This window comes from Pseudomonas sp. NPDC089408 (assembly GCF_044749445.1).
GTDB lineage: Bacteria > Pseudomonadota > Gammaproteobacteria > Pseudomonadales > Pseudomonadaceae > Aquipseudomonas.
Map to the genome: position 1 here is coordinate 487,811 of NZ_JBIVHY010000001.1, position 14,405 is coordinate 502,215.

The 14,405-nt window shown below is 64.4% G+C and carries 10 protein-coding genes and 1 pseudogene; 5 read left to right on the forward strand and 6 right to left on the reverse strand.

Features of this window, described 5'->3' with window-relative positions:
- The first annotated feature begins 28 nt into the window (after positions 1–28).
- The 3 genes from ACIP02_RS02150 (at position 29) to ACIP02_RS02160 (ending at position 4,009) form a co-directional block, all read left to right on the forward strand.
- Positions 29–940, forward strand: a complete 912-nt coding sequence (locus tag ACIP02_RS02150) for a LysR substrate-binding domain-containing protein (RefSeq protein ID WP_400612776.1) — start codon at positions 29–31, stop codon at positions 938–940.
- A 206-nt stretch (positions 941–1,146) separates the two neighbouring features.
- Complete coding sequence (locus tag ACIP02_RS02155; RefSeq protein WP_400612778.1) at positions 1,147–2,409, forward strand: OprD family porin; 1,263 nt, start codon at positions 1,147–1,149, stop codon at positions 2,407–2,409.
- A 1-nt stretch (position 2,410) separates the two neighbouring features.
- Positions 2,411–4,009, forward strand: coding sequence for an MFS transporter (locus ACIP02_RS02160; RefSeq protein ID WP_400612780.1), 1,599 nt, complete (start codon positions 2,411–2,413; stop codon positions 4,007–4,009).
- 148 nt (positions 4,010–4,157) lie between these two features.
- Here ACIP02_RS02160 and ACIP02_RS02165 read toward each other — a convergent pair whose 3' ends face one another.
- The 4 genes and pseudogenes from ACIP02_RS02165 to ycaC all read right to left on the reverse strand — a co-directional run bounded on the left by ACIP02_RS02165 (position 4,158) and on the right by ycaC (position 8,540).
- Positions 4,158–5,999: an amidohydrolase gene (locus ACIP02_RS02165; RefSeq protein ID WP_400613251.1), complete on the reverse strand. Its 1,842-nt coding sequence runs from the start codon at positions 5,997–5,999 to the stop codon at positions 4,158–4,160.
- A 377-nt stretch (positions 6,000–6,376) separates the two neighbouring features.
- Positions 6,377–7,186 (reverse strand): annotated as a pseudogene (locus ACIP02_RS02170) (alpha/beta fold hydrolase); the annotation flags it as partial.
- A 39-nt stretch (positions 7,187–7,225) separates the two neighbouring features.
- Positions 7,226–7,792, reverse strand: a complete 567-nt coding sequence (locus tag ACIP02_RS02175; protein ID WP_400612782.1) for an antibiotic biosynthesis monooxygenase — start codon at positions 7,790–7,792, stop codon at positions 7,226–7,228.
- Between the two features lie 118 nt (positions 7,793–7,910).
- On the reverse strand, positions 7,911–8,540 hold the full coding sequence (gene ycaC / locus ACIP02_RS02180; RefSeq protein ID WP_110678615.1) for an isochorismate family cysteine hydrolase YcaC: 630 nt from the start codon (positions 8,538–8,540) through the stop codon (positions 7,911–7,913).
- A gap of 321 nt (positions 8,541–8,861) precedes the next feature.
- Between ycaC and ACIP02_RS02185 the strand changes: the two genes are divergently transcribed.
- Entirely contained in the window at positions 8,862–10,289 is a 1,428-nt protein-coding gene (locus ACIP02_RS02185; protein ID WP_400612785.1) for a mechanosensitive ion channel domain-containing protein, read from the forward strand.
- 88 nt (positions 10,290–10,377) lie between these two features.
- Here ACIP02_RS02185 and ACIP02_RS02190 read toward each other — a convergent pair whose 3' ends face one another.
- Both ACIP02_RS02190 and ACIP02_RS02195 read right to left on the reverse strand, forming a co-directional pair.
- Positions 10,378–11,664 carry an NAD(P)/FAD-dependent oxidoreductase gene (locus tag ACIP02_RS02190; protein ID WP_400612787.1) on the reverse strand — a complete coding sequence of 429 codons (1,287 nt, stop codon included), beginning with the start codon at positions 11,662–11,664 and terminating at the stop codon, positions 10,378–10,380.
- Between the two features lie 158 nt (positions 11,665–11,822).
- The gene (locus ACIP02_RS02195) at positions 11,823–13,313 is read right to left on the reverse strand and encodes an aldehyde dehydrogenase family protein (RefSeq protein ID WP_400612789.1); all 1,491 of its coding nucleotides are present in this window, start codon (positions 13,311–13,313) and stop codon (positions 11,823–11,825) included.
- Between the two features lie 136 nt (positions 13,314–13,449).
- Between ACIP02_RS02195 and ACIP02_RS02200 the strand changes: the two genes are divergently transcribed.
- Positions 13,450–14,340 (forward strand): LysR family transcriptional regulator, encoded by an 891-nt coding sequence (locus ACIP02_RS02200; protein ID WP_400612791.1) that lies wholly within the window; start codon positions 13,450–13,452, stop codon positions 14,338–14,340.
- Positions 14,341–14,405: the final 65 nt, after the last annotated feature.

The following is a 14,405-nucleotide window of genomic DNA, read 5'->3' on the forward strand; positions in this document are numbered from 1 at the left end:
AGGCAACCCACCACTCGGAGACCGATCATTGGAAGACCTGAACTCCCTCTACTACTTCACCCAGGTAGTCGAGCACGGCGGCTTCGCCCCGGCCGGGCGGGCGCTGGACATGCCCAAGTCGAAGCTCAGCCGGCGCATTGCCGACCTGGAGGACCGCCTGGGCGTGCGCCTGCTGCACCGCACCAGCCGCCACTGCTCACTGACCGAGATCGGCCAGGCCTACTACAACCGTTGCCTGGCCATGCGCGTGGAAGCCGAGGGCGCGGCGGAGATCATCGAGCGCAACCGCAGCGAGCCGCGCGGGCTGGTGCGCATCAGTTGCCCGACCACCCTGCTCAACTCCTGGGTCGGGCCGATGCTGACCCGCTACATGCTCAAGTACCCGCAGGTGGAGCTGTTCATCGAAAGTACCAACCGCCGGGTCGACCTGCTGCACGAGGGCTTCGACATCGCCTTGCGGGTGCGCTTTCCGCCGCTGGAGAACACCGACATGGTGATGAAGGTGCTGAGCAACAGTACCCAGTGTCTGGTTGGCCAGCCGCAGTACCTGGAGCAGTTGCCCGAGGGCTTTGATCCACAGTTGCTCAGCACATTGCCGAGCCTGCACTGGGGCAGTGCCCAGCGCGAGTACCAGTGGGAGCTGTTTCAAGGCGAGGACACCCGCCGCAGCATCGTCATCCCGCATACACCGCGCATGGTGACCGACGACCTGTTTGCCTTGCGCCATTTCGTGGTGGCCGGGGTGGGGATTGCGCATTTGCCGCGGGTGGCGGTGCGTGAGGACCTGGCGGCGGGGCGGCTGGTGGAGCTCATTCCGGACTGGCACCCACGGTGTGGCATCGTGCATGCGATTTTCCCGTCGCGGCGGGGGTTGCTGCCTTCGGTGCGGGCGTTGATTGATCATTTGGCTGAGGAGTTTGCGATCAGCGATATGGCTTGATTTGGTTTCAGCCTGCTAGGGCCCTTTCGCGGGTAAACCCGCTCCTACAACGGGTGATGCAGGCCCTGGAACCTGCGCCCCCTGTTGTAGGAGCGGGTTTACCCGCGAAGAGGCCAGCCAAGGTAAACCAGATCCCCCAGCACACCCTTACAAGACCCTTGGCCTATCCTTCACCCACACTCCCGGATCATCCCCCGGAGCCCCCCATGATCCGCGCCACTCACGGACCAGGCCGCGCCCTGCTCGCCACCCTCGCCCTGTGCCCGGCTCTCAGCCAGGCCGACGAACCGGGCTGGTCGCTGCTCAGCCGCAACTACTTCCTGCACAGCGACTTCCGTTCCCCTTCCGGCAGTGGCCAGAACTACCGCCAGGAATGGGCCCAGGGCTTTATCGGCGAGGTCCGCTCGGGCTTCACCGAGGGCACGGTCGGGGTCGGCATCGACGCCCATGGCTTTCTCGGCCTCAAGCTCGACGGCGGCCGCGGTCACGCGGGTACCGGCCTGCTGCCACGCGACAGCGATGGCCGTGCCGAGTCCGACTACTCCAGCGCCGGCGCCGCGCTCAAGCTGCGCCTGGGCAACACCCAGCTGCGCTACGGCGAGATGATGGTGGAAACCCCGGTGTTCGACACCGGCGACAAACGCCTGCACCCCGAATACGCCACCGGCTGGTTGCTGGAGAACACCGACCTGCCCGACTGGCGCCTGCAGGCCGGGCGCTTCACCGCCTTCAACAACCAGGACAACAGCTCGACCCACGACGAGTTCAGCGGCTACGGCGCCACCACCCACAACCGCGCCATCAGCCTGGCCGGCGCCACGTTCGCGCCCGCTGGGCCGTTCGGCGGCGCTCTGTACGCCGGGCAACTGCAAGACACCTGGCGCCAGGCCTACCTGAACCTGAACCTGGCCGAAGGCAACTGGCGCCTGGACGGCAACCTGTACAGCACCCGCGACACCGGCAACGCCAGCGCCGGGGCAATCGACACCCTCGCCTACAGCCTGCTGGCCAAATACAGCTTCGGCGCCCAGGCGCTGAGCCTGGCCTACCAGAAGGTCGAGGGCGACACCCCGTTCGACTTCGTGGGTGGCGATTCCATCTACCTGGCCAACTCGATCAAGTACGCCGACTTCAACGGCCCTGGCGAGCATTCGTGGCAACTGCGCTACGACCTCAACTTCGCCACCCTCGGCGTGCCCGGCCTGAGCCTGATGGGCCGTTATGTCACTGGCCGCGGCATCGATGGCAGCCATGCCCCGGCAGGCGGCGCCTATGTGAACCAGTACGGCAACGGCGGCAAGCACTGGGAGCGCGACATCGACCTGAAATACGTGGTGCAGTCCGGTGCCGCCAAGGACCTGAGCCTGTCGTTCTCCCACGTCAGCCACCGCGCCAACCAGGCCCAAGCCGGCGATGACATCGACCGCCTCTACCTGATCATCGAATACCCACTCAAAGGCAGCTTCTGACATGAGCACATCCCCTTCAGGCGCCTGGAGCCCATTGCGCAACACCACCTTCCGCATGCTGTGGATCGCCACCATCGCCTCGAATATCGGTACCTGGATGCACGAGGTGGGCGCCGGCTGGCTGATGACCACGCTGTCGGCCAGCCCGCTGCATGTGGCGCTGATCCAGGTGGCCGGTTCGTTGCCGATGTTCTTCCTGGCCCTGCCGGCAGGTGCGGCGGCGGATATCGTCGACAAGCGCCGCTACCTGTTGCTGGTGCAACTGTGGATGTCGACAGTGGCCGTGGTGCTGGCGGCGCTGACCCTGCTCGGGTTGATGAACGTGACCCTGCTGCTGGTGCTGACCCTGGCGCTGGGCATTGGCACCGCACTGATGATGCCGGCCTGGAGCGCGCTGACGCCGGAGTTGGTAGGCAAGCAAGACCTGGCAAATGCGGTGGCGATTTCCAGCGTCGGCATCAACGTGTCGCGCGCCATCGGCCCGGCGTTGGCCGGCGTGGTGGTGAGCCTGGTCGGCCCGTGGCTGACCTTTGCGTTGAACGCCGTCTCGTTCGCCGGGGTGATCCTGGTGCTGTTCCTGTGGAAGCGCGAGGTGAAGGAGCCGCTGCTGCCAGCGGAACGCTTCGTTGGCGCCATGCGCACCGGGCTGCGCTTTGCGCGCAGTGCCAAACCCTTGCAGGCTGTGCTGTTGCGGGCCTTGGCGTTCTTCTTCTGCGCCAGCGCCGGCACCTCGCTGCTGCCGTTGATCGTGCGCGGCGAGATGCACGGCACCGCCGCTGATTTCGGCCTGTTGCTGGCGGCGATCGGCATCGGCGCGGTGGCAGGCGCGACCTTGCTGCCGCGCCTGCGCGAACGCATCAGCCGCGATCGGTTGGTGATGGTAGCGAGCCTGCTGTATGCACTGTTCCTGCTGGCCCTGGCGCTGGTGCGCAACTTCTATGTGCTGCTGCCGGCGATGCTGCTCAGCGGGGCGGCGTGGATTGCCGTGCTGTCCAATTTGCAGGTGGCCGCACAAACCTCGGTACCGGCTTGGGTAAGGGCGCGGGCCTTGTCGGTGTACATCCTGGTCTTCTTCGGTGCCATGGCCTGTGGCGGCTTGCTGTGGGGGACGGTTGCCAGCCATGTCTCGATTACCGTCAGCCTGCTGTTTGCTGCAGGCGGGCTGGCGCTGGGTACCTTGCTGACCTGCAAGGTGACGCTACCGGAAACCGAGGCGGACGAGCTGACGCCGTCGCTGCATTGGCCGGTGCCGGTGCTGAGCGATGACATGGACAAGGAAAGCGGGCCGGTGATGGTGACCGTGGAGTACCACATCGACCCGGCCAAGGCCGAGGCATTCCAGCGGGCGGCGCGGGAGCTGGAGGCCATGCGCAAGCGCAATGGCGCGTTGTCGTGGGGGTTGATGCGCGACAGTGCGGACCCGGCGGTGTGGTTGGAGTTCTTCTTTGAAGAGTCGTGGCTGGAACATTTGCGGCATCACCATCGGGTGACCCGCGGAGAGCTGAAGATCGAGGCTCGGGTGCGGATGCTGCAGACCGATGGGGTCGTGGTGAGGATCCGGCATCTGTTGGCTGGTGGGGAGCATAAGGCTCACCATTGATTCCGCCTGTGCTGGCCTCTTCGCGGGTAAACCCGCTCCTACATGAGAACACGATACATGTAGGAGCGGGTTTACCCGCGAAGAGGCCAGCACTAAAAGCCTAAAAAAAAAGGGCCTAAAATTGGCCCCTTCTGCATTTCAGCTCAGCTTAGAACGCAAAGCACGAGCAACCCAGCGCCCCCCAGAAGCCCTGGAAGTCATTGACTGGCACACTCGATTTACGCGCTTTGTCATGGCTGTGCGCATGCACCCCGCACGGCCCCGAGCACTGGTGCACGGCTGCTGCCAGCGACGGCGTGCCCACGCGCCAGTGACCTGGCACCTTGGCCACAGGCGACCATTCCGGCAGCACGGGCACCTGCGGTGGGCCGAGGCGATCGAACTCGCCGGCACCGTACACAACCTTGCCATCGACAATGGTCAGCACCGACTCGATACCCTTGATCGCCTCTTCTTCGACGCTGAAGAAGTCCAGCGACAGTGCCGCCAGGTCGGCCAGCTGGCCTACCTTGATCTGGCCCTTCTTGCCCTGCTCGCTGGAGAACCAGGCGCTGCCCTGGGTGAACAGCTGCAGCGCGGTCTCGCGGTCCAGGCCTTCCTTGTACAGCTCCATGCCGCCCACGGTCTTGCCGCTGACCAGCCAGTACAGCGAAGTCCACGGGTTGTAGCTGGATACGCGGGTAGCGTCGGTACCGGCACCGACCGGCACGCCCATGTCGAGCATGCGCTTGATCGGCGGGGTCTGTTCGGCAGCCTTGGCGCCGTAGCGGTCGACGAAGTACTCACCCTGGAAGGCCATGCGGTCCTGGATGGCGATACCGCCGCCCAGCGCGCGCACGCGCTCGATGTTCGCTGGGGTGATGGTTTCTGCGTGGTCGAAGAACCACGGCAGGCCGTTGAACGGGATGTCGCGGTTGACCTTCTCGAACACGTCGAGCATGCGCGTGATCGATTCGTTGTAGGTGGCGTGCAGGCGGAACGGCCAGCGTTGCTCGACCAGGTGGCGCACCACTGGCTCCAGCTCTTCTTCCATGGTCTGCGGCAGGTCGGGGCGCGGCTCGAGGAAGTCCTCGAAGTCGGCGGCGGAGAACACCAGCATTTCGCCGGCGCCGTTGTGGCGCAGGAAATCGGTGCCACTGTGCAGCTTGACGCTGGAAGTCCACTTGCGGAAGTCGTCCAGCTCTTCCTTGGGCTTTTGAGTGAACAGGTTGTAGGCAATGCGCACGGTCAGCTGGTTGTTGTCGGCCAGCGTCTGGATCACCGAGTAGTCATCGGGGAAGTTCTGGTAACCGCCGCCGGCATCGATGGCGCTGGTCAGGCCCAGGCGGTTCAGTTCGCGCATGAACTGGCGGGTGGAGTTGACCTGGTATTCCAGCGGCAGCTTCGGCCCCTTGGCCAGGGTGGCGTAGAGAATCATCGCGTTGGGGCGAGCGATCAGCATGCCGGTCGGGTTACCGAACTTGTCACGCTGGATCTCGCCACCCGGCGGGTTCGGCGTGCTCTTGTCGTAGCCAACAGCCTTGAGCGCTGCGCGGTTGAGCAGCGCGCGGTCGTAGAGGTGCAGCAGGAATACCGGGGTGTCGGGCGCGGCCTGGTTGATTTCTTCCAAGGTGGGCATGCGTTTTTCAGCGAACTGGAATTCGTTCCAGCCACCGACCACGCGCACCCACTGCGGGGTTGGCGTGCGGGCGGCCTGGTCCTTGAGCATGCGCAGGGCATCGGCCACCGACGGCACGCCTTCCCAGCGCAGTTCCAGGTTGTAGTTCAGGCCACCGCGGATCAGGTGCAGGTGCGAGTCGTTCAGGCCCGGGATTACCGTGCGCTGCTTGAGGTCGACGATTTGCGTGGTGGCGCCCTTGAGGGCCATGGCCTCGGCGTCGCTGCCCACGGCAAGGAAGCGGCCGTCCTTGATGGCGACGGCGGTCGCGGTGGGCTTTTCGCGGTCAACGGTGTGCAGCTTGCCGTTGAACAGAATCAGATCGGCGGTCATGGAACCTCCTTGGGTGGATGCGTGAGCGGAACCGGCCTGGCCGGTGAAAGGCAATGCGGACCAGAGCGCGCCGGCGGCACCGAGGACGGTGCTGGTGGCGAGGAACTGGCGACGGGTCTTGTCGTTGCGGTCCTGGGACATGGGGGTTCTCCGTCTCTGGGTGCGGCGGCGGCAGGCGCGACTGCGGAGCATGCCGGTTGGTGCAGGGCCAAGGCTTGGATGGATGTGCGGTGGGTTGTTGAAGGTTAGCCCTGATCGGGTTTTGTGTTGCCTGGGCTGGCCTCTTCGCGGCGGTTCGACGCCTCGATGAACCCGCTCCTACAAGGTTTGTGTGTAGGAGCGGGTTTACCCGCGAATGCCCCAGCACAATTACTGCTGAGGAACGCCAGCAAGTCCTCATTCAGCTGCTGCGCATGAGTCACCGCAAACCCGTGCGGCGCCCCGGCATACACCTTCAGCTCAGCCCCGCGAATCAGCTCAGCCGCCTGCTTGCCGGTGGTCTCGAACGGCACGATCTGGTCGTCATCACCATGAATCACCAACGTCGGTACATCGATCTTGGCCATGTCCGGGCGGAAGTCGGTTTCGGAGAACGCCGTCACGCAATCCAGGGTGCCCTTGATCGACGCCATCAGCGCAATGTTCAAGGTCTGCGTCTGCACGCCCTGGGACACCTGCTGCCCATGGTTGATGCCATAGAACGGCGCGGCGAAATCGGCGATGAACTGCGCACGGTCGGCACGCAAGCCTTCGCGGATACCTTCGAACACCGACAGGTCGACACCCTCGGGGTTGTCGTCACGCTTGCCGAACACCGGTGTTACCGCGCCCAGCAGCACCAGCGCGGCTACCCGCTCGCTGCCGTGGCGGGCGATGTAGCGGCTGACATCGCCGCCACCCATCGAGAAGCCCACCAGGGTCACGTCGCGCAGGTCGAGGTGCTCGATCAGCTGGGCGATGTCATCGGCGAAGGTGTCGTAGTCGTAGCCGCTCCACGGCTGGCTCGACCGACCGAAGCCACGCCGGTCGAAGGCGATGGCACGGTAGCCGCGGCTGGCCAGGAACTCCATCTGCGAATCCCACATGTCGGCATCCAGCGGCCAGCCGTGGCTGAACAACACGGGCTTGCCGCTGCCCCAGTCCTTGAAGTAGATCGAAGTGCCATCGCGGGTAACGAACGTGCTCATAACAGTATCTCCTTGAAAGTGTCGAGGTGAAGGCGTGGCTCAGCCGCGCAGCCAGTTGGCGCAGCGGCGGGTTACCCAAGGCATGATGTAGAACACCACGGGCAGGATGACGAACAGGTTGACGATCAGGTTGCCGGTGATCGGGCCGCCCAGCTGCGGGAAACGTGCGAACAGCGGCGCAAGCAGTTGTGGAATGACCATGGTCATCGGGCAAATCACCAGGTAGGTCAGCAGCGCCTGCTTCCAGCGCGGTGGTTGCGTTGCGCGGGTGCTTGGCGGGGTGAACCAGAACTCCGGGTCGTCGTGCACCTGGGTGTGGTCACCGCCTTCCAGTAGCGGCAGTACTTCATTGACCAGCGCCTGGCGTTCGGCCGAATTGACCCAGGCCTGCAGCAGGCTGGCATCGGCAAAGCGCACCACTGTGGTGAAATGCAGCCCGCCGTCGTCGGGGCGGATGACGTTGACGTCCAGGTGCCCCGGCTGGCGGCGCGCGGTGCTGACCGTGCGTTTGAGCCACGCTTCGTACGCAGCCAGCGAGGCGGCGCGAACCTTGTGCTGAATGACCAGGGTCACCACGTTGCGGTTGTCTTGGCGTGCGGTGTTCATCGGCGTTCCTTGGGATGAGCTTGCCCGCATCCACTGTGCAACGGCGAACGGGCGGAGGATTGAATAGGTGTGCTGCCCAGGGCGGGCACCGACTGGCGGTGCCCGCGCCGGGTTGGGCTTACTTGTTGGCGTTGAAGGCGTTGTAGCTGGTCATCAGGTTGCGGTAGTCCGGGATGTGGTTGGAGCACAGCGCGGCCAGGCCTTCGATGTCGTTGCGCCAGTCGCGGTGCAGCTCGCAGGCCACGCCGAACCAGGTCATCAGCTGGGCGCCGGCACGGCTCATGCGGTCATGGGCAGCGTCGCGGGTCATGGCGTTGAAAGTGCCGGAGGCATCGGTGACCACGAACACGTCGAACTCTTCTTCCAGGGCGGCCAGCGCCGGGAAGGCTACGCACACTTCGGTGACCACGCCGGCGATGATCAGCTGCTTCTTGCCGGTGGCCTTCACGGCCTTGACGAAGTCTTCGTTGTCCCAGGCGTTGATCTGGCCTGGGCGGGCGATGTAGGGGGCGTCCGGGAACAGGGCTTTCAGTTCCGGTACCAGCGGGCCGTTGGGGCCTTGCTCGAAGCTGGTGGTGAGGATGGTTGGCAGGTTGAAGAACTTGGCCAGGTCGGCCAGGGCCAGCACGTTGTTCTTGAACGCGTCCGGCTCAATGTCGCGGACCAGCGACAGCAGGCCAGCCTGGTGGTCGACCAGCAGTACGGCGGCGTCGTCTTTGTTCAGGCGGTTGTATTTGAAATGGGTCATGGGGGTAGCTCCTAAGGGTTTTGATTTTCAGTAATTTGGGTGTTTCGCGTTGATGGGAGAAGATTAAAACCATCACCTTTTGAGCGGTAGATAGTGGTTTTTGGCTGTAGCGTTCTGTTTTAGGAACGATGGATTGGCGCTGGATGTGCTGGCCCTATCGCCGGCAAGCCAGCTCCCACAGGATCTCCACAGATCTTGCGGGCTGCGTAGTACCTGTGGGAGCTGGCTTGCCGGCGATAGGGCCGGTACAGACCCCCATTGCCTGCAACTGCAACCTGCTCTATTACTACGCACAGCCCTCCCCTCAAACCCGAGACCACCATGCTGGCGTTCATCCAGTCATACCCGTTGTTGCTCGGCACCGCCCTGATCCTGCTCGACCTCGTGCTCTGGCAAGTCATCCCCATCCAGCGCCGGGCCTGGCGTATTGGCACGCGCCTGGTGATCTTCCTGCTGTTCAGCTCGGTGCTGGTGGCCGCCGGCATGAGCCCACTGCAACCGCCGCCGTGGCCCGACGATGTCTCACGCAACCTGATGGCCACGGTGCTGGCCATCGGCTGGTGGCTGTTCGGCGCGCGCACCGTGACGGTGGTGTTCGGCCTGTTGCTGGTGGCCCGGGGCAGCCATGGCGGGCGTTTGCTGCAGGATGTGCTGGGGGCGCTGATATTCCTGGCCGCCGTGGTCGCTGCCGCAGGCTATGTGCTGCAGTTGCCGGTGAAGGGGCTGCTGGCGACGTCGGGGGTGATGGCCATCGTCATCGGTCTGGCGTTGCAGAGCACGCTGGCCGATGTGTTCAGCGGCATCATCCTGAACACCACGCGGCCCTACCAGATTGGCGATTCGATCTCGATCGACGGCACCGAAGGCAAGGTGTTGGAAATCGACTGGCGCGCCACTCGCCTGCTGACGGGTACGGGTAGCCTGGCGGTGATCCCCAACTCGGTGGCGGCCAAGGCGCGGCTGCTCAACCACAGCCGCCCGGCCGATGTGCACGGGGTATCGATCAGCGTAGTGGTGCCGGCCAAGGTGCGGCCCAAGCGGGTGTTCGATGCACTGGAAAAGGCCCTGCAAGGTACCAGCGCGATCCTTGCCTCACCGGCGCCCAAGGTTTCGGTAAAGGCCTCGACGCTGGAGTCGGTGGAGTATGAGGCCAGCGGCTTCATTGCCGACATGGGCGGCAAGACTGCGGCGCGCAACCAGTTGTTCGACCTGGCGCACCGGCACCTGGAGGCCAGCGGGGTAATGTGGAACATCGACCTGGCCATGCCACCACGCAGCCGCCAGCGCGAGGTGCTGGACGAAGTGCGGGTGTTCCGCTCGTTGAGCGCCGAGGAACGCGATGCGCTCAGCCAGCGCATGACCACCGTGGAGTACCTGGCGGATCAGGTGATTCTGGAGGTGGGCGAGCATTCCGACCATTTGCTGGTGATTGGCAGCGGTGTGGTGTCGGCGTCGGTACGCGAGGGCGACAAGCTGCTGGAAGCCGGGCGCATGGGGCCGGGCGAGGTGCTGGGGATCGAGGGGATCATCGACGAAGATGACTCGTTTGCCGAGTTCCGCACCTTGACCAGTTGCGTGTTGTATCGAATCGACAAGGAGCAGGTGAAAAGTTGCCTGGTGCAGCGTGGCGATGTGCAGACGGCGCTGAGCAAGTTGCAGCGGTTCCGGCGCCAGAGCCGGGAATCGTTATTGCTGCAGAAGCCGGCCCTGATCAAGAAGGGTGGCTTCCTCAGCTGGTTGCACAAGTAAGCCTGTGCTGGCCTCTTCGCGGGTAAACCCGCTCCTACAAGGACCGCGATCGTTGTAGGAGCGGGTTCACCCGCGAAGAGGCCAGTTGCTACAACACAACCCTCAAGCATTGCCCCGCGTGGTAAAGCGAGAACCCGGACTCGTAGAACGCGGTGCGCAACGAAGGCGCACTCACGCCACTCATCGGCGAGAACGGTATCGGCAGGCTATCGGCCTCACCCTTCAACAGGAACTCGGCAAACGCCCGGCCAATCACGGTACCGGTGGTATTACCCCGCCCGTTATACCCGGTCACCGCCACCAGCCCCGGCGCCGGCTCGAACAGGCGCATCAGGTGGTCAGGGGTGAAATCGATGCAGCCGGTCCAGTGCATCTCCCACTCGACCTTGCCCAGCTCAGGGTAATAATGGCTCTGGATACGGTCGGCCCAGCTGCGCACGAACCACGCGGGCTTGTTGTCGACCCGGCCCAGGCTGCCAAGTAGCAGACGGCCCTGGTCGTCGCGACGGATGCTGCTGAGCACGGTGCGGGTGTCCCACGAGCCTTGGCCATGTGGCAGCACCTTGTCGGCCGCTGCGCCCTGCAGAGGCTTGGACGCCACCTGGTAGTAATACCCACGGAAGAACTGCTTCTGCAGGTTGCTCCAGTCGCCTTCGGTGTAGGCGCCGGTGGAAATCACCACCTTGTCGGCGCGCACCGAGCCACGGGCAGTCTTCACCCGCCAGGCATCGCCTTCACGCTCCAGGCCTTCGACCGAGGACTGCTGGAACAGCTTGCCACCCAGGCGTACCACGGCAGCTGCCAGGCCTTGGGTATAACCCATCGGGTTGATGGTGCCGGCGCGGCGGTCGAGCAGCGCGGCGGAAATCTTGTGGGTACCGCAGTATTCCTGGCACTGCGCGCCGGTCAGCAGCTCGACGTCGGCACCGCGGCGGCGCCATTGTTCGTGGCGGGCTTCGAGGTCGGCGATGCCGGTGGCGTTGTGCGCCATGTGCAGCGTGCCTTTGTGCTGGGCCTGGCAGTCGATGCCCAGGCGCTCGATCATGGCGAACACTTCGCCCGGGGCTTCGCCGAGCACCTTGTTCAGGCGGCTGCCCTGCTTCTGGCCGAGGGTGGCCTCGACATCGTCGGGGCGGATCCAGGTGCCGGCGTTGACCAGGCCGACGTTGCGCCCGGAGCCACCGTGGCCGATCTTCCAGGCCTCCAGCAGAATCACCGACTTGCCCTGTTCGAGCAGGTGGATGGCCGCCGACAGGCCGGTAATGCCGCCACCGATCACGCAGACATCGGCCTTGTGCTCACCGGCCAGGGCCTGGGCGGCCACGCTCGGTTTGCTGACGAATTCCCACAAGCATTCTTGACGCAGTTCGGACATGGCCCGGCTCCAGCAATTTGTTCTTGTTGGGGCTGCTTTGCAGCCCATTCGCGGGTGAACCCGCTCCTACAGGGATCGCGCAAGCGATGAAGATCCCTGTAGGAGCGGGTTCACCCGCGAACCGGGGGCAAAGCCCCCGGCCATGCAGCATGAACCGATCAGTCGAACACAATACCCTGCGCCAGCGGCAGCTCACGCGAGTAGTTCACGGTGTTGGTCTGGCGACGCATGTAGCCTTTCCAGGCATCCGAGCCGGACTCACGGCCACCGCCAGTCTCTTTCTCGCCACCAAACGCACCGCCGATTTCAGCGCCGCTGGTGCCGATGTTGACGTTGGCGATGCCGCAGTCGCTGCCCGAGGCGCTCTGGAAGCGCTCGGCTTCGCGGATGTCGGTGGTGAAGATGCACGACGACAGGCCTTGTGGCACTTCGTTGTTCAGGCGCAGGGCCTCTTCGAAGTCATCGTAGGCCAGCACGTACAGGATCGGGGCGAAGGTTTCGTGGCGTACCACGTCGCTTTGCGCCGGCATTTCGGCAATGGCTGGCGACACGTAGTAGGCGTTCGGGTACTGGTCGGCCAGCTGACGCTCGCCGCCAAACACCTGGCCACCTTCGTCGCGGGCCTTGGCCAGCGCGCCCTGCATGGCATCGAACGACTGCTTGTCGATCAGCGGGCCAACCAGATTGTCCTTGCGTGGGTCGCCGATGCGCACTTTGCCGTACGCGGCTTTCACACGGGCAACCACTTCGTCCTTGATCGAACGGTGCACGATCAGGCGGCGCAGGGTGGTGCAACGCTGGCCGGCGGTACCGACAGCGGAGAACAGGATGCCGCGCACGGCCAGGTCGAGGTCGGCGCTCGGGGCCAGGATCATGGCGTTGTTGCCGCCCAGCTCGAGGATGCTGCGGCCGAAGCGGGCAGCCACACGTGGGCCGACTTCGCGACCCATGCGGGTGCTGCCGGTGGCGCTGACCAGCGGTACGCGCGGGTCGTCGACCATGGCTTCGCCGGCTTCACGGCCGCCGATGACCAGTTGTGCCAGGCCAGCTGGGGCATCGCCGAAGGCTTTCAGGGCTTTTTCGAACAGCGCCTGGCAAGCCAGGGCGGTCAGCGGGGTTTTCTCGGAAGGCTTCCACACCACCGAGTTACCGGCCACCAGGGCCAGGGCGGTGTTCCAGGCCCACACCGCAACCGGGAAGTTGAAGGCGCTGATCACGCCGACCACGCCAAGCGGGTGCCAGGTTTCACGCATGTGGTGGCCAGGGCGCTCGGAGGCGATGGTCAGGCCATACAGCTGGCGCGACAGGCCGACGGCGAAGTCGCAGATGTCGATCATTTCCTGCACTTCGCCCAGGCCTTCCTGGGTGATCTTGCCGGCTTCGATCGAGACCAGCTCGCCGAGGTCGGCCTTGTGCTCACGCAGCACTTCGCCGAACAGGCGCACCAACTCGCCACGGCGTGGGGCCGGCACGGTCCGCCAAGCTTCGAAGGCACTTTGGGCCTGATCGATGCGGGCGATGGTCTCGGCTTTGCCGAGCAGTTTCACCGAGGCGATCTGGCTGCCGTCGATCGGCGTGTGAACAGGGTAGTCGCCCTGGGTGTAAGCCTCGGCGGCAACGCCAAGGCGCTCGAGCAATCCAGCAACCATTTGTGCATCTCCTACATCGGGTGATGGGGTGGAAAAATGATGTGGATCAGTATTAATCCGATCACATAGGTACAACAAACGACCTTTATTCCGCATATCATTCCGTCAGGTAATGATTCGAGCCGCAGAGACCGCTATGTCCAAACGCCTGGTGCCTTCCATGACCGCCCTGCAGTGTTTTGAAGCTGCAGCCCGCCATTTGAGCTTTACCCGTGCCGCCGAAGAACTGCACCTGACACAGAGCGCGGTCAGCAAGCAGGTGGCGCAGCTGGAAGACATGCTGCGCCACCACCTGTTCCTGCGCATTCGCCGCCGCTTGCAGCTGACGCCGGCTGGCAGCCTGTACCTGGCCGAGGTGAACAAGATCCTCACCCAGGTGGACATGTCCAGCCGCTACGTACTCACCTACGGCGAGCAGACCGAGATTTTGAAGGTAGCCACTCAACCGAGTTTTGGCGTGCGCTGGTTGATTCCGCACCTCAAGGGTTTTGGCAAACGGCACAGCAATATCCACCTGGATATCCGCAACGAGATGGAGCCGTTCGCCCTGCTGCAAGGTTCGGCGGATGTGGTGTTCTTTTATGGCCAGGGCACATGGCCGGGGGCCAGCTGCGTAGAGCTGTTCCGCGAAGAGGTGGTGCCGGTGTGCGCGCCGGAGCTGCTGGCCGGGCGTGAGCTGGGCGGGGCCGAGGAGCTGGCCGAACTTGTGCTGTTGCAGAGTACGTCGCGGCCAGAGGCCTGGCATGAGTGGTTCCTGGAGCAGGGCCTGCAGAGCGTCAGCGCCTACCATGGGCCGCGCTTCGATACGTTCTATATGGCGTTGAGCGCGGCGCAGGCCGGGTGTGGGGTGGCGTTGGTGCCGCGTTACCTGGCGGCCAAAGAGCTGGCTGACGGTAGCCTGGTGGTGCCGTGGAACCATGCGATGCGCAGTGCCGGGGCGCATTACCTGGCGTATGCCGAGCATGCGGCGGAGGTGCCCAAGGTAAGGGCATTGGTGGGATGGATTCGTGAGCAGTTATCGGCTTGAGGGCCTATTCGCGGCTAAAGCCGCTCCTACAGGGCCCGCGCAAGGTTTAAGGCAGGTGCAATACC